Source organism: Pseudomonas sp. Pf153 (assembly GCF_001269775.1).
GTDB lineage: Bacteria > Pseudomonadota > Gammaproteobacteria > Pseudomonadales > Pseudomonadaceae > Aquipseudomonas > Aquipseudomonas uvaldensis.
The window spans coordinates 336,537-352,494 of record NZ_LHVL01000030.1 but is presented as its reverse complement, the minus strand read 5'-3'; the positions used below and the strand labels follow the sequence as shown (position 1 = coordinate 352,494).

The window sequence follows — 15,958 nt, the reverse complement described above, 5'->3', positions numbered from 1 at the left end:
CGTGCCTCAGTACTGCAGCACCACCGCAGCGTTGTAGCGCGTCTGTAACTCATCGTAGCCGGCTCGGACCGCGGCGAGATCCTGGTTCAACGTCATGGCGTCAACACCCGATGCCCAGTGTTGCTGCAGGCGCTCGACAGCACCAAGCCATTGCTTGGCCGCCAGGCTGATCAAGCTCCACACGGGCTGCTTCCCGTCTGACGAGCGTAAGCGGGGGCGCGCCTGTACGAAGGCTTGGGCGGCCGTCCAGCTGGTTGTGAGCGGTCGATAGAAGTCGAGCAACTGTTGCGGCGTCAAATCCGCCCCGTTGGTCATGGCGTCCAGAGCGTTGATGGTTTCGCGTGCATGGATCATGAAGCGCAGCGTATGCCAATGCTGGTCCTGCCCCAGGCGCTGTTCGATGGATGCCAACTGCTGCTCACGAACCAACAGTTGCGGCCGTTCCAAGGCCTGGCGCAAGGGAATCGATTGGGCACGAGCCTCTTGCAGACCCGAGCGCAGGGCGCGGTCGAGTGGTTCGAGTCGCGATTGATCCCGATCGCTGGGCCGGATAGTCAGCCAGCGCTCGGTCGCTTCGGCGTGCGGTCGCAGGCTGTCATAGGCTCTGACGTAGTTTTTGGCGAAGTACTGCAAGCTGCCGGGTTCTCCATCGAACCATCGGTAGCAGGGCGATGGTTGGGTGTCCTCGGAAGGAATGACGTTGCCGGAGCCCATACCGAAGCCGGAAAACAACCTGCGGTAAGGGCTGGTCTTGGTGGCAGGCGCAATCAAGTCGCGGTAGTCGGCAAAGCGACGTTCCAGAAGATCCGCGCCGTTCAAAAGGCAAGTGTTGATCTGTTGGACTTCCAGCCAACGCGAACGGGTTTGCTGATCGATGTGCCTCGGGCCCTCCAATTGCAGGACCAGCCAGGTCAGGCCCAGCAGTGCGATAACGGCGATGGCAAAGGCTCGGTTACTGATCATGGTTGATCTGCCTGGGACGTCTTGGGCACATGCCACTGGCGGGCGGACAATTGCACTGGGCAGGGCGTAGTGGTGAGCTGGCGGGCGACACAGGTTCGCTGCGGCCAGGCCTGCAGACCCTCGTTGGCGGCGAGTGGCGCGTTCCCTGCAAAGGTATTGCCCAACAGGACCAGGGGAATGAGGATGCCCAGGAAAAGGCCGACCAGGACATCGTCCGGCAATCGTTCATAAAGCCGCGAATACAGTGAAGCGATGCGTTTGGAAGTCGCGCCCCGGCTCATGATGGCCGACGTGGCGAGGATGCCGAAATACGTCGCCGACCCTGCAAGCCCCCCAGCCATGTAGATGACACCACCCAGCAGCCCGACCCACAGGCTCTCGCGGATCGGTAGCGGGGCAGGACGCCGAAAGCTGAGCCAATGCCCGTATCGCTCGTGGAGCCATTGGTCGAGACGCCATGCGCGGCTCAACATCTTGCAGCCCGCGTTGAGTGCCCAGGCGACAGCACCCAGAAACAGGGCGCGCAGGAGCAGATCGATCACGCTGATGTAGAAGCTGCCACCGAGGCGATATTCCAGCAACCAACTCATGCAGGCGCTGGCGCCAACGATGGCCGCGGGCACGGCCACCGCAGGAGGCCGCCGGCGCAACGGGCGCCAGTTGTCGGGGGCCAGCTGGGGCATTTGGTACAACAGTTGCGGATGGCGAAGCTGGACAGTGCGATACAGCTCCTCACAGGCGTCCCAGTCGGCCGCGCTGAACGTAATGCTCAGGCGCACGCGAGCGTCTTCGTCCAGGGATCCGAACAACATGCGTGCTGCCTGGGAGGCGCTGCTGTCGTAGAACTGCGTGAGCCGGACCTGGTTTTGCACGAACGTGGCGCACTGACTTTGAGCCAGCAGCTGGCTCCACCAGGGTTCGGGACAGGCGCTGTGGTGGCCGCTCAGCCTCCACCCCTGTTGGGCACACACGCCTTCGAAGAGTCGTTCCGACCAGTCCGGTGCCTGCAACAGGATCATCGCCAGGCTCTGGTTCAGCCATTGGCGCGCATCCAGTGTTTGCAGCCAGGGACTGGCTGCGAGCTGTCGGGCCAGATCGAGGAAACGCTGGGTATCGTGCAAGACCTCGGTCAAGCGGGAACAGGCATGATCCATAAGCCTGCTGCGCAGGTGTTCGGTGGCGGCATGGGGCAGGTCTTCACGCTGCCAAGGCGTGAGCCAGTGCAACTGCTCGATAGCCGCTTCGGCCAGCGCGTAGTTGTCCTCGTCTGGCAGACAGCGTTGCAGCAGACCGTGCTCGAACGCTCGCTCGCAACCCTGTAGGCGCGCCTGGGCCAGGCGGTCAGCGAGGTTGGCAGCGTCGACCCCCTCCAGGCATTGCTCGGCCAGGCGCTGGGCCGGGGACGGCCTTTCGAGTGGGTGAGGTGGAACGGGCGGTGGTGCCTGAACATCGTCGAGAGGCGCAGGCAGTTGGCTGAGGGTGGGTGCTTCAGGTTGCCATTGCGCCCATTCCAAAGCCTGTTCATAGGCTTGGCGCAACTTCTGGAAACCCTCGGGATCATCATCCGGCCGATGGCGCTTGAGCAGGCTGGCGTACTGGCGCTTGATGCTGCGTTTGTCTGCGTCTTCCGACAGACCCAATACTTCCCAGCAACTCATCGCCAGACATCCCGTTCCAACGCATCGAGCTGCTCCGAGATCTGTATCCGCATCGCCCGGATATCATGAAGCTCCTGGGTTTCGAGCATCTGGGCGAAACGAGTGGCCAGGTCGTCGACCCGCTGACGCAGTTCACCGCGGCTTTCCTGGTAAAGGCGTTCAAGCCGTGCGACCAGCACGGTATTGGGCTGTTCGTCGCGCGGGTGGATCTTCAGCGCCTCCAGCGCTTTGAGGCGCTGGGCGATCTCTTCGTCGTCCAGCACGCCGGCGTTATTGGCAATCACCAGATTGTGCCGTTCTCCGGTCTGGACAGTTTGCGCATCGGCCTCCAGCAGGCCGTTGGTGTCATAGGTGAAACGTACGTCGATACTCACTTCCCCCGCTGGCATGGGCGGCACGGGAATTTCCAGCTCGCCAAGGAGAATATTCTCGCTGACCTGGCGGCTCTCGCCCTGATAGACCTTCAGCACAACGACTTTCTGCTGGTCGCGCAGGGTCACCACGCGCTTGACCCTGCTCACGGGCACCACGCAGTTGCGTTCGATGATCGGCAGGTAATGGCCGGATTCGAGCCTGCCACCGTACTCGACCGAAATCTCGATGCCCATGGAATAAGGGCAGACATCGGTGAGCACCACTTCTTCAAGCGCCGCATCGCGGCTTTTCAATCCCGCCTGCACGGCAGCACCCAGTGCCACGGCTTCGTCAGGGTTGAGCTGGATGGACGGGAAGCGCCCGAACAGGCTGGCGGTCAATTTGCGTACCAGTGGCATTCGGGTGGTGCCACCGACCAGCAGCACTTCGTCAAGTTCACTGGCGCGGATGCGGGCATCGCGCAGGGCGGTCTCGATGGGCGCGCGCAAGCGAGCGAACAGCGGGCCATAGAGCTCGGCCATCTGCGCCTGGGTGTATTCATGGTGCCATTCCCGGTCGCCGTGGCGCACCGAAAACGTGGCGCTGGGGTCATGACCGAGCGATTTGCGAACGCGTTCGGCTTCACGGCGCAAGCGGCTGAACAGGTGCGCGTCACCAAGGGGGACGGGACCAGCGGCAGCCTTGGCCTGGGTGGCGACGAAAGACTGGAGCAGCAATGTGTCGAAGTCTTCCCCGCCCAGGTAGTTGTCGCCGGCGCTGGCCCGGACCTCCATCACACCTTCGAACAACTCCAGGATCGACACGTCGAAGGTCCCGCCGCCGAGGTCGAATACCAGGAAGGTGCTGGCGTTATCGTGCTGGTGCAGGCCGTAGGCGAGGGCGGCGGCAGTGGGTTCGTTGATGAGCCGTTCGACCTTGAGGCCGGCCAGTTCGCCGGCGATGCGCGTGGCTTTGCGCTGGGCATCGTTGAAATAGGCCGGCACGCTGATGATGGCTTCCTCGACCGGTTCGCCGAAATGCCGCTCGGCATCCTCGCGCAGGCTGCGCAGGACCATGGCCGAAAGCTCTTCGGCGCGGAACTGACGATTGCCCAGCGTGGTCAGGCGGGCGCTGCCCATGTAGCGCTTGAAGAGTGCGGCGGTTGCCTGGGGATGGGTTTGCAGGCGCTCCAGCGCGGGCCGGCCGACCATCATTCGACCTTCGTCATCCAGCCCCACCACGCTGGGCGTCAGCCACTCGCCGAGCGCATTGGGCACCCGTTGCGCGGCGCCATCGCGCCATGCCGCGATCAGGCTATGGGTGGTGCCCAGGTCAATGCCGACAATCATGTCCGTTAAGCCTCCCTTACTTGATGGTTGCTCGCGATGACGCTACCTGCGAGCCGGCCAGCGTAGCAGAGATGTACCAACGTGGCGTGGGCAGCTTATTTCATTTTCAGCCTGGGTTTTGTAGAACAGTGCCTGCTCGCCTGTTTTCGCCTTGCCTGATTGCCGTTCGATGACTTTTCGTACAAAGCCTAACGTTCCTCCCGCATGATCCGATCCACTTCGCCAGAAGCCTTCAACTGCTCGAAAGCGGTCCGTGCCCGGGTGACGATTTCATCCGAGGTATCCAGGCTGAAGGCCATGGAGACCCTGGCCGGGCGCTCGTCGATGGAATAGGCTTCTTCAAGCGCGTCAAACGGCACGTGCTCGTCTTCGCTGATCACCCGCGCCGCATTCTCGGGCATCGGCAACAGCTGGACCTGGTGGTTGAGCAGTTTTTGAAAGTTGTCGCGACGATCGGCCGAGACGACCAGCCGGGTGAATCCCTGTTGTTGCAGCAGTAACTGCTTGGAGTCGTTGCGCACCACCCCCACGCTGTAGCGCTTGGCGTCTTCGAGGCTGGCCAGGACGATGTCGTGGCGCTCGCGCAGCTTGTAAAGCTTGATCGTGACCCGCTCCAGTTCACCCACCCATTTGAACAATGGCTCGCGCAGCGGGGTGCGATCCATTGGATAGATCAGTACATTGGGTTCGTGCAGAGCCTTTTCATAAGCCCGGGCCCAGGGATAGAGCAGGATATGGTGATCGGTCAGTCCTGCTTTTTTCAGGGTTTCTTCGACGACGCGGGTGCCTGGTCCGACGAGTTTGTCATCACGGAGGTAGGCATACAGGGAGTCCTCGGTCACCACTTCGATCTCCAGGGCATGACTCGCCTGAGGGAACAAGACGAGGATGCAATACAGGCAGAACGTCAGGCAGTAATGCATACAGGTCTCACTGGTCTTGGATGGCGACGCGATTGCGCCCTTGGTGTTTGGCCCGGTAAAGCGCCTGGTCGGCGCGTTGCAGCAACTGATCGAAATGGTTCATGGTCATTGGGTCCAGCTCGGCCACGCCGATGCTCAAGGTGACGAAGGTCGATACCGCCGAACCGCTGTGGGGCAGTTCGCGTTCGGCCAGGCGTGCACGGACTTGTTGGGCCGCCTCTTGAGCTTGTTTGGCGTCGACGTTGGGCAGCACCACGACGAATTCCTCGCCACCCACGCGAGCAGTCAATTCGCCCGAACGTTCGAAGACGCTACGCAGGGTTTCAGCAATTTGTTGCAGGCACTGATCGCCTTTGAGATGACCGTAGGTGTCGTTGTAGGCCTTGAAGAAGTCGACATCGCACATAAGTATTGTCAGCGGCGTCTTGTGGCGGATTGCCCGACGGAATTCGACTTCCTTGAGCTCATCGAAATAGCGACGGTTGGGCAGACCCGTCAATGCATCGTGGCGTGACAACGCTTCAAGGGCCTGGTTGGCGGCCTTGAGTTCTGCGGTCCGGGCCTCGACCAGATCGGCCAATTGATCGCGGCTGGCGGCCATCGCCAGTTCGTCCTGGTGCTGGCGTTCCAGGTGGGCCTGGAGGTTGTCCTGAAGCTCGTTGACCTGGGATTCGAGCAGGCTCAGTTCGTCCTGGCCATGCACCGTGCGCTGCAATTTGAAATGTCGCTTGAGGGTTCCCGGCGTAAGGTTCCCCAGGTGCCGGGCAATGTGGACGACGTGCACCGTCACCAGGCGGTTGAACACGGTCATGACCAGGCCCGCCAGCAACAGCGACTGGATGACCTGGGTGATGACGATGCTGCGAGCTTCGCCCCATAGGCGTTCCCAGAGCAGATTGTTATCGCCTTCGATCGTCAGTTCGCCGACTTTTTCATGGGCGCCGGCATAGGGCTGGGCAACCAGCTCGCGGTGCAGCACAGGCGCCGGGCCGGCGTTCACTGTGTTGTATCGATTGAGTTCGATGACCTCGGTCGACTGGCCGGGACGCGGGATCGTGAGTAACAGGCGTCCGACCGGTGCCGCCTTCGCGACGCTGGCGAGCTGCTTGTTCAATGATTCGCGGTCCATTTCCCAGATGGCATGGGACAGGGTGTTCTGGAACACCTGGTCGATCAGGACCAGTTCCGAATTCATTTCCGCCAGGTTGTGTTCCCAGGCGAGCCAGGTCCGCAAGGTGACCATCGCCAGGGTAAAGATCAAACAGAACAACAGCGTCGCCAGTACCAAGCGTCGCCCAAGGGACCTGAATACCTTTATCTTTGTCTGTTGCGCGGACGCCGTCTCGCCATTACGCGCCATATCACAACCATTTGCGCAGTATGGCATCGTAGACGCCGTTGCGACGGATGGTTGCCAGGCCCGCACGGAATTTCTCCACCGTTTCGACAGGCGTATTGCGGCTGAACGCCATGCTCAGGCCTTCATCGCTGCTCAGGTCGGGAATCGGCAGCGAACGAATCAACACCTTTTCCGGATCCTCGCCGTTCTGACGGGTCAGGTACAGCGCGTTGAGCTCGTTGGAAATCCACATCTCCACATGGTCGACCTTGAGCTTGCGATAGTTGTGTTCGTACTTGGTGCTTGATTGCAATTGCTCGCCGATGCGGAAACCCTTTGAGATCAGGTATTGCTCGCCCACGTCCTGGTTGACGGTGGCAATCTGGAAGCTTCTGGCATCCTCCAGCGAATTGAGCTTCACCGGCCGTTCAGCCAGCGAATACAGGTACCACCGGGTCGGAGCGATGGCGCCTACCCACTGGAACAACGATTCACGCGCAGGCGTGCGGGCGATGGAATAGATCAGGACGTTGCTTTCATTGAGGGCCAGCTCGTAGGCGCGTGCCCAGGGCATGGGCTGGATCGAAGCGTGCACGCCGACTTCCTTGAGGACAGCCTCGACCACTTCGGTGCTCATACCGGTCACTCGTCCATCCTGGGTCATGTTGTACGGAGGCAGCTCCTCCGTGACGATGCGCAACGCAGACTCTGCCGCAGCATTCGGCGAAAACCCGCCTGCGGTCACAAACATCAATACGACAAGCACCAGTAAGCGATTAAACGGCAAGACCATCGATTGTTTACCTTATATGACCAGCAGGGCCCGGCGAGGCCTTGGAGTCCATCTACTCAATGGTTATCGGCTGGGCCTATCCTGGCTTGAATGTCACTCGTCGAGGCGAAGCGCTCGGTCGCTCTGGTTTGGCCGATGTTCATTTAAATGAACCGAGGTCCATCGCGTCAGGTCACTCGTTTTGTCAGGAACGACAATACACGGAGCCGCTGATGCGACCATTGCATTTCACCAGCCTGTCCTTCGCCGCCGTGCTGTGCGCGGCCTGTTCAAGCCAACCCGCCGCAACCTGGAGCTACAGCGATGCCCAGGGTCGCACTCCGCTACCGCCCGACCAGGCCTACCCCGAACTGTTCGAAGCGGTGCAGCGCGACCAGGTGTTCACCGATCAGAAGCACTTCGTGGATGCGCTGCCCATCCGCGATCCCTCGACGATCAGCGCCGATTATCTGGCCCGTCGTGGCAGCGCCGGCTTCGACCTGAAAGCGTTCGTCAAGAATAACTTCGTCGAGTCCGGCGAAGCCGAAAGCCCGGCGCCGAAACCCGGCGCGCCGATCAAGGAACACATCGACAATCTGTGGCCCGTACTGAGCCGCACATTCAGAGAAGTGCCGCAGTACAGCAGTCTGCTGCCACTGCCGCAGCCCTATGTAGTGCCCGGCGGACGCTTTCGCGAGATGTATTACTGGGATTCCTATTTCACCATGCTGGGGCTGGAGCAAAGCGGTGACAGGGCCCAGGTTCGCCAGATGACCGATAACTTTGCCTACATGATCGACACCTACGGCCACATTCCCAATGGCAACCGCACTTACTACCTGAGTCGCTCGCAGCCGCCGTTCTTTGCCTATATGGTGGAGTTGCAGGCGCACATTGAAGGGGACCAGGCCTACGGCCGGTACCTGCCACAATTGCAAAGAGAATATGCCTATTGGATGGAAGGTGCCCGTACGCTTGAGCCTGGAGCCGCCGTCCAGCATGTCGTCAAGCTCGCCGACGGCAGCGTGCTCAATCGTTATTGGGATGCCAGCCCGACGCCTCGGCAGGAGTCGTGGTTGCAGGACGTCAAGACTGCTGAGCAGGCGTCCGGCAGGCTCAGGCAGGAGGTGTGGCGTGACCTGCGGGCCGGTGCCGAAAGTGGCTGGGACTTCAGCTCCCGCTGGCTGGGTGACGGGAAAAACCTGTCGACCATACGCACCACCGCCATCGTGCCGGTGGACCTGAACAGTTTGCTGTATCACCTGGAGCGCACCATCGCCAAGGCGTGCGACACCACCCGGAACATGCCGTGCACCCAGGCGTACAGCCAGCGCGCGGACCAGCGCCAGCGCGCCATCGAGAAGCATCTATGGAACGCCGAGGGCGGCTACTACGTGGACTACGACTGGCAACTGAAGCAGCAACGCCCGGCACTGACCGCCGCGACGCTGTTCCCGCTCTACACCGGCCTTGCCTCCACCGAGCGTGCTCGTCGCACGGCTGACGCGGTACGCGATGGCCTGGTACGTCCCGGGGGAATTGCCACCACCCAGGTCAGCAATGGTCAGCAATGGGACGAGCCCAATGGCTGGGCGCCGTTGCAGTGGGTTGCGGTGGAAGGGCTGAGCCGGTACCAGCAGACCGAGCTCGCGCAGCAGATCGGTACGCGCTTCTTGCAGCAGGTACAGAATCTCTACCGAGACGAGGACAAACTGGTGGAGAAGTACGATGTATCTGGCGCCGGGCAAGGCGGGGGTGGGGGCGAATACGAGCTGCAGGACGGTTTCGGCTGGACGAACGGGGTCACACTCAAGCTGCTGGAGAAATATGGTCAAAGTCCTGGAACCGTTGATCAATGACAGAATTGCTCGAGGGTCATCCATGAGTCATGGCACCGTCTATACGATCGGCCATTCGACCCGGACCCTCGAGCAGTTCGTGGAAATCGTTCAGGGCTTCGGCGTGGATACGATTGTCGATGTCAGAACGGTCCCGCGATCCCGGACAAATCCTCAGTACAACCTGGATACGTTGCCCGACTCGTTGGCCGGGTTCGGGATCCATCATGACCGGATCCTGGAGCTCGGCGGGTTGCGCAAGAAGTCCACGACCATCCCCGAGCAAACCAACGGCTTTTGGAACAACCGGAGCTTTCATAACTACGCGGATCATGCACTCACGGAGACGTTCGAGGTCGGCCTCGAACGCCTTCTGTCACTGAGCGAAACCCGACGCTGCGCCATCATGTGTGCCGAAGCGGTCTGGTGGCGCTGCCATCGCAGGATCATTGCGGATTATCTTTTGGTCCGGGAAGTTGAAGTCATTCACATCATGGACAAAGGCAAGGCGAGCAAGGCCTTGTTGAATCCCGTCGCGCAGGTGCATGGGCTCAAGCTGACGTACCCGGCGGCGAAGTAGCAGGGCTACCGCCTGGCAGTGCGTCCCGAGCTTCCGTACGTACCACCATCCAGATGCCGATTCCGGATGCAGCCATGCCCACTGCCATTTGCCAGGACAGCGGTTCGTCGAACATGGCCCAGGCCCACAGCATCGTAATGGGCGGGCTGAGGTACAAAAGGCTGGTGACGCGGGTGGCGGTCGCACGACGCAGGCACATCCAATAGAGCCCATAGCCGCCTATCGTCGACAATCCCGCGGTCCATAACACGCTGAGCGCGAATCCCGTCCCGGGTATCGGCGCAAGGCCACCCTGTGCGCCCTGGGCAATAGCGAAGGCAAGGCCCGACACCGCGCATTGCAACCAGAGATTGGGCAGCAAGCCCATTCGCTGCGAAGGACACAGAGATTTTTGCCAGAGGGTCGCGACGGCGAGGGAAAACATGCCCAACAACGGCAGGCCATAGGCCCAGATCGGGGCGTTTCCCCAGGCCAGTGCACCCTGGGTCACCAGGGCAACGCCGATCAGGCCGATCACCAATCCGACCCAGACTGGCCAGGCCAGGCGCTGGCCGAGAACGCCAGCGCTCAACAATGCCAGGCCCATCGGCAGCAGGTCGGCGAACAGCGCAGCCAGGCCGGCGGGTACGCCGAGGGCGATTCCCTGAGTAATACCGGCCAGGTAGCCCGCCATGGCCAGAAGCCCGATGCCTGCGTTTTTCAGCAGCACCGTACGTGGGGTCTGCAGCAACGCTTTGATGACGAAGGGAAACAGGACAAGCGAAACCAGGACGCAACGCCAGAACACCACCAGCCATACGGGTGCGTAATCCAGCGAGAACCGAGCACCGACAAACCCCGAGCTCCAGGCCAGCAGCAGCGCAGCCTCGAGCATGGGCAATGGAATCGCCAAGCGCCAGTCAGGCTTGGTCAGGGGGCTGCGGGACAGTGTTTTTGGTCGGTTCATGCCCACAGACTACGAGAGCGGACTAATCTAATAAATCAAAATGTCCTGTAGCAGTCGTTCAGGAAAACTGAATCATGGCTTCCATTCTCGATATCGAATTGATCCGCACCTTTCACACCGTGGCACGGCTGGAAAAATTCAGCGCAGCGGCCGAGCAGCTTCACAAAAGCCCGGCGGCGGTGAGCGTCCATATACAGCGGCTGGAAGCGATCGCCGGAGGACGGTTGCTCAACCGGGATAACCAATCCGTCTCCCTGACCGGGCTGGGCAAACGTTTGCTCATGTCGACGGGCGAGCTGTTGAGTACCCATGATCGAGTGCTGGCCGACCTGCAGGGCACCCGCCTGGCAGGGCGCGTGACCTTTGGTGTGCCGGATGAGTATGCCGACCATGTCATCCGTGACGTCCTCCCGACCTTTGCCGGGGCGTGGCCAAACGTCGTACTGGAGCTCAAGACGGCACCCAGCTATGCGCTACGGGATCAGGTACAGCGTGGGAAAATCCAGGCGGCAATCGTGACCCAGCCAAAAGGTCAGGGTGTTGGGCAGGACCCGGTGCTGGAAACCACCACGCCCGTCTGGGTCGCGTCGATGAACACGGCGGTGACGGCGTTGGAGCCGCTTCCGTTGGCCGTGCATGCTTCGCAGTGCCCTTATCGGCAGGCCATGATGGAATCGCTCAGGCAGAGCGGCCGCCGGTTGCGCATCGTATTGGAAAGCCCCTCCAACCAGGCGGTGAAGGCCTGCGTGGAGGCCGGGCTGGCGATCAGTCTGATAGATCGGGCGCGTGTAACGGAGCGCATGCAGATTCTCGACGATCTGCCCGTCATAGCAGAGCATGAGGTGGTGTTCATGCGGTCGCAGGCCTCACACGCCGATGAGGCGGTGAGCCTGCTTTTGCGGACCCTTCAGAGACACTTCCGATTGTAGGCGGGGAGGGTTTCAGCGCCCTCTGGCCGACAGCGGCGGCGTCCGGGGTGGAACCTGACGTTTCGATCCCAGGGACTCATACGCCGAGGCCAGGCGCAACAGCGTCGAATCGTCATAGGCACGGCCGGCAAATGTCAGCCCGACGGGCATGCCGATGTCTGCCATGATGCCCATCGGCACCGTGACAGTGGGAACGCCCAAGTGCCGGATGGCCAGGTTGCCGTTGGCGACCCAGACCCCGTTGCTCCAGGCGATATCGGCGGACACCGGGTTGACGTCGGCGTCCGCTGGCCCGACATCGGCCACGGTGGGGAAGATCACCGCATCGAGGCCGAGGTGGTCCATCCAGTCTTCCAGATCGATCTTGCGTGTCGCTTCAAGCCCACGCAGGCCATCGGGCAGGGTGGGGATCTGGTCCCAGGGTGTGATACCGCGCTTGGCCATATTCACGTATTCGTCCATGCCGGCGGCAAGGTCGTCCTCACGGTTGGGCAGGGTGCCCGGATCGTGAGGGAAAATCAGCGGGCCGTCGACGTCGGCCAGGCGGTTGAGTGCCGGATCGTCGTTGGCCCGCAGGAAATCATCGAACGCCCAGGCCGACAGATCCCATAGCTCATGGTGCAGGAACGCCTTGGACACCAGGCCGCGGGTGAACACGGTCGGCGCGCCCGGGCGGTCGCCTTCGCAGTTGGACACCAGCGGGAAATCAACCTCGACCACTTGCGCGCCGCAGGCTTCGAGTGCCTGGCGAGTCTGCTCCCAGAGGGCAATCACTGAGGCACGGGTGACGATGCGTTGCCCTGTCGGACCGCCAATGCCCGGCGCTTCGGCCGTACCGGCTTCGGGATCGGCATTGATGTACATGCGGGGAACGCCGAAGCGGACGCCGGCCAGAGCGCTTGCGTTGGCGGCCAGCTGCGGATAGGAAACGGGCCGGACGGCGTCTACACTCGGGATCGGCACCCAGGGTTGCAGGCGCCACAGGTCTCCCCGGGTGTCCGGGTCATTGGCCACCACGACATCGAGCACTTCCAGAAGATCGGCCATGGTCCTGGCGTAGGGCACGACCACGTCCATCGTCGGCGTCAGTGGCCAGTTGCCGCGTACCGAGATCACCCCGCGGGAAGGGGTATAGGCGCACAAGCCATTGTTCGATGCCGGGCCGCGCCCGCTCGACCAGGTTTCTTCAGCCAGGCCGAACGCCGCGAAACTGGCCGCCGTTGCAGTGCCCGCACCATTGGAAGAGCCCGATGCGAACGGGGCGGTGAGATAGTCGCGGTTGTAGGGGCTTTCCGCGCGGCCATACACCCCGCGCTGCATGCCGCCATTGGCCATGGGCGGCATGTTGGTCTTGCCCAGGCAGATCGCCCCGGCGGCACGAAGCCGTTCGATGGTGAACGCATCCCGATAGGCGATCAGCTTGGCGAAAGCCGGGCTGCCGGAAGCGGCGGTGAGCCCCTTGACCAGGTAACTGTCCTTGGCCGTGTAGGGAATGCCGTCGAGCGGCCCCAGTGTCTGGCCTCTGGCGCGACGGGCATCCGATGCCTGCGCCTCGGCGAGCGCTTCGGGATTGCGAACCACGACCGCGTTGAGCGCGGTGGGCGTGTCGGGGCCATCGTAGGCATCGATCCTGGCGAGGTAGGCCTGGACAAGCTCAACCGCCGTCGTCTGGCCGGATTCGAGCGCTGCGCGCAGTTGGGCAATGGAAACTTCGGTGATTTCGATCATGCTGATATCGCTGGGGACGGTAGGTGGATCCTGGCCATTTCAGATGCCTCGAAGTGGCCGGTGATTTTCATGTCGTGCACTGTACTACGGGAAGCAGGCTGAGGTTTCTTCAAATCAAGGTCGGGCCAAAATTTGAACGACCTGCGCAGGAGTTCTCGTTGCATGCAGCACTCGCAAGCGCCCCACCAGGGACAAGCGGAGCAAGGCTTTTCTTTATATTCGGAAAAACATATATTCGGTTTTTCGCATATGGGTGATGGCAAGCATGACGATCAAAGTGGGCATCAACGGTTTCGGGCGTATCGGTCGTCTTGCTTTGCGGGCGGCGTGGCAATGGCCGGAATTCGAGTTCGTGCAAATCAACGATCCGGCCGGCGACGCGGCCACCCACGCGCACCTGCTGAACTTCGATTCAGTGCATGGCCGCTGGAATCATCGGGCCGATTCCCAGGGCGACAGCATCGTCATTGACGGCAAACAGATCAGGGTCACAGCCAACAAGGCAATTGCCGACACCGACTGGTCGGCCTGCGATCTGGTGATCGAGGCCAGCGGCAAGATGAAGACGGTCGCCGTGCTCCAGGCATACCTCGATCAAGGCGTGAAGCGTGTAGTGGTCAGCGCCCCGGTGAAGGAGAAGGGCGCGCTGAACATCGTCATGGGCGTCAATCATCAGCTGTTCAAGCCCGCCGAACACCCCATCGTCACGGCGGCATCCTGTACCACCAATTGCCTGGCGCCGGTGGTCAAGGTGATCCACGAGAAACTGGGCATCCGCCATGGTTCGATCACCACTATCCATGACCTGACCAACACCCAGAGCATTCTCGACCAACCTCACAAGGACTTGCGCCGCGCCCGTGCTTCGGGCATGAGCCTGATTCCCACCAGTACCGGCTCGGCCACGGCCATCGCGGAGATCTTTCCAGAATTGCGCGGGCGCCTGAACGGTCACGCCGTACGCGTGCCCCTGGCCAACGCTTCGCTGACTGACTGCGTCTTCGAGGTCGAGCGAGCCACCACGGTCGAGGAAGTGAACCGGTTGCTCAAGGACGCTTCCGAGAACGAATTGAAGGACATCCTCGGTTTCGAAGAGCGTCCGCTGGTGTCCATCGACTATCGTACCGACCCGCGCTCATCAATCATCGATGCGCTGTCGACCATGGTCATCAATGGCACCCAGGTCAAGCTCTACGCCTGGTACGACAACGAATGGGGCTACGCCAATCGCACCGTCGAATTGGCCCGGATGGTGGGCCTGGCGGTCTGAGGAGCAACCATGAAAACCTTGCCCGGCCCGGTGCGGCAATATCTGCTCGTGACGGGCAATTACTGGGCCTTCACCCTCACCGATGGTGCCTTGCGCATGTTGGTGGTGCTGCATTTCCATGCACTGGGTTATAGCCCGTTGCAGATCGCGGCGTTGTTTCTGTTCTATGAACTCTTTGGCGTCGTCACCAACCTCGTGGGCGGCTATCTCGGCGCCCGGCTGGGGTTGAACCGGACCATGAACATCGGGCTGGGCATGCAGGTCGTTGCATTGCTGATGCTGACCGTTCCAGCCGCATGGCTGACGGTGCCCTGGGTGATGAGCGCGCAGGCGCTGTCCGGCGTCGCCAAGGACCTGAACAAGATGAGTGCCAAAAGCGCCATCAAACTGTTGGTGCCGGATGGGCAGCAAGGTCGGCTCTACAGTTGGGTGGCGATCCTCACCGGTTCGAAAAACGCCCTCAAGGGCGTGGGTTTCTTCCTCGGCGGGGCCTTGCTGGCATGGATCGGTTTCAAGGGCTCGCTGCTGGCGATGGCTGGCGTACTGGGGCTGATCTGGCTGGGTAGCCTGATCCTGCTGAAAAAGGACCTGGGCAAGTCCAGGGCCAAGCCCAGGTTTCGCGACCTGCTGTCCAAGAGCCGGGCGATCAATCTGCTCTCGGCGGCGCGGATGTTCCTGTTCGGCGCACGCGACGTCTGGTTCGTGGTGGCCTTGCCGGTCTACCTGAGCAGCGTCCTGGGCTGGGACTTCTGGAAGGTGGGCGGGTTTCTCTCCGCCTGGGTGATCGGCTACGGCATCGTGCAATCCTTCGCTCCGCGCATCACCGGCAAGAAACGGGGCCATGTGCCGGATGGCCGCACGGCGTTTCTCTGGGCCCTTGCCCTGGCGGGCCTGCCGGCAGCCATCGCGCTGGGGCTGGGCGGCGGGCCGTCGCAGGGGGTGCTGCTCGGCGGGCTCATGGTGTTCGGTGTGCTGTTCGCCGTGAACTCGTCCCTGCACAGCTACCTGATTGTTTCCTACGCCAAGGAGGACGGCGTTTCGTTGGACGTGGGGTTCTACTACATGTCCAACGCCATGGGGCGGTTGATCGGCACGCTGCTGTCCGGTTGGGTGTACCAGGTGCATGGCCTGGAGGCGTGCCTGTGGATCTCCAGCCTGTTCGTGGTGGTGGCGGCCGTGGTGTCGGTGGGGTTGCCTCGGCATGCCGATCCGGCGGCCAGCGCCTGATCGCCTCGAACTGGCTTCGTGACCCAACCGGCACTCAGTCGAACCGGGCTATTCTTAATGATGCCGTAGAGGCGTTATCAGG

13 protein-coding genes are annotated in these 15,958 nt (G+C 61.8%); 5 read left to right on the top strand and 8 right to left on the bottom strand.

Features of this window, described 5'->3' with window-relative positions:
* Nucleotides 1–6: 6 nt before the first annotated feature.
* From AD666_RS22680 to AD666_RS22655, 6 genes are all read right to left on the bottom strand, one after another.
* Nucleotides 7–963 (bottom strand): DUF3829 domain-containing protein, encoded by a 957-nt coding sequence (locus AD666_RS22680; RefSeq protein WP_053157117.1) that lies wholly within the window; start codon nucleotides 961–963, stop codon nucleotides 7–9.
* Nucleotides 960–2,621: a J domain-containing protein gene (locus tag AD666_RS22675; protein WP_053157114.1), complete on the bottom strand. Its 1,662-nt coding sequence runs from the start codon at nucleotides 2,619–2,621 to the stop codon at nucleotides 960–962. The genes AD666_RS22680 and AD666_RS22675 overlap by 4 nt, the downstream gene beginning before the upstream one ends.
* Nucleotides 2,618–4,324 (bottom strand): molecular chaperone HscC, encoded by a 1,707-nt coding sequence (locus tag AD666_RS22670; RefSeq protein ID WP_053157110.1) that lies wholly within the window; start codon nucleotides 4,322–4,324, stop codon nucleotides 2,618–2,620. The genes AD666_RS22675 and AD666_RS22670 overlap by 4 nt, the downstream gene beginning before the upstream one ends.
* Nucleotides 4,325–4,512: 188 nt before the next feature.
* The gene (locus AD666_RS22665; protein ID WP_053157105.1) at nucleotides 4,513–5,247 is read right to left on the bottom strand and encodes an ABC transporter substrate-binding protein; all 735 of its coding nucleotides are present in this window, start codon (nucleotides 5,245–5,247) and stop codon (nucleotides 4,513–4,515) included.
* Nucleotides 5,248–5,254: 7 nt separating this feature from the next.
* Nucleotides 5,255–6,607, bottom strand: a complete 1,353-nt coding sequence (locus AD666_RS22660) for a diguanylate cyclase (RefSeq protein ID WP_053157102.1) — start codon at nucleotides 6,605–6,607, stop codon at nucleotides 5,255–5,257.
* A 1-nt stretch (nucleotide 6,608) separates the two neighbouring features.
* Nucleotides 6,609–7,379, bottom strand: coding sequence for an ABC transporter substrate-binding protein (locus AD666_RS22655; RefSeq protein WP_053157099.1), 771 nt, complete (start codon nucleotides 7,377–7,379; stop codon nucleotides 6,609–6,611).
* Between the two features lie 212 nt (nucleotides 7,380–7,591).
* Between AD666_RS22655 and treA the strand changes: the two genes are divergently transcribed.
* Both treA and AD666_RS22645 read left to right on the top strand, forming a co-directional pair.
* Entirely contained in the window at nucleotides 7,592–9,217 is a 1,626-nt protein-coding gene (treA, locus tag AD666_RS22650; RefSeq protein ID WP_053157097.1) for an alpha,alpha-trehalase TreA, read from the top strand.
* Between the two features lie 22 nt (nucleotides 9,218–9,239).
* Entirely contained in the window at nucleotides 9,240–9,776 is a 537-nt protein-coding gene (locus AD666_RS22645; protein ID WP_053157095.1) for a DUF488 family protein, read from the top strand.
* On the opposite strand, the gene AD666_RS22640 is transcribed toward AD666_RS22645, so the two are convergent.
* Nucleotides 9,748–10,722: a DMT family transporter gene (locus tag AD666_RS22640; RefSeq protein ID WP_053157092.1), complete on the bottom strand. Its 975-nt coding sequence runs from the start codon at nucleotides 10,720–10,722 to the stop codon at nucleotides 9,748–9,750. The two genes, AD666_RS22645 and AD666_RS22640, sit on opposite strands and share 29 nt — an antisense overlap.
* Before the next feature lie 74 nt (nucleotides 10,723–10,796).
* Between AD666_RS22640 and AD666_RS22635 the strand changes: the two genes are divergently transcribed.
* Nucleotides 10,797–11,651, top strand: a complete 855-nt coding sequence (locus AD666_RS22635) for a LysR family transcriptional regulator (RefSeq protein ID WP_053157089.1) — start codon at nucleotides 10,797–10,799, stop codon at nucleotides 11,649–11,651.
* Nucleotides 11,652–11,663: 12 nt separating this feature from the next.
* Here AD666_RS22635 and AD666_RS22630 read toward each other — a convergent pair whose 3' ends face one another.
* A complete protein-coding gene (locus AD666_RS22630) occupies nucleotides 11,664–13,379 on the bottom strand; it encodes an amidase (protein ID WP_053157086.1) in 1,716 nt (571 codons plus the stop codon).
* A 265-nt stretch (nucleotides 13,380–13,644) separates the two neighbouring features.
* On the opposite strand from AD666_RS22630, the gene AD666_RS22625 reads away from it, so the two are divergent.
* Together AD666_RS22625 and arsJ are read left to right on the top strand one after the other, a co-directional pair.
* Nucleotides 13,645–14,649: an ArsJ-associated glyceraldehyde-3-phosphate dehydrogenase gene (locus AD666_RS22625; protein WP_053158828.1), complete on the top strand. Its 1,005-nt coding sequence runs from the start codon at nucleotides 13,645–13,647 to the stop codon at nucleotides 14,647–14,649.
* A gap of 9 nt (nucleotides 14,650–14,658) precedes the next feature.
* Nucleotides 14,659–15,876, top strand: coding sequence for an organoarsenical effux MFS transporter ArsJ (gene arsJ / locus AD666_RS22620; RefSeq protein ID WP_053157083.1), 1,218 nt, complete (start codon nucleotides 14,659–14,661; stop codon nucleotides 15,874–15,876).
* Nucleotides 15,877–15,958: the final 82 nt, after the last annotated feature.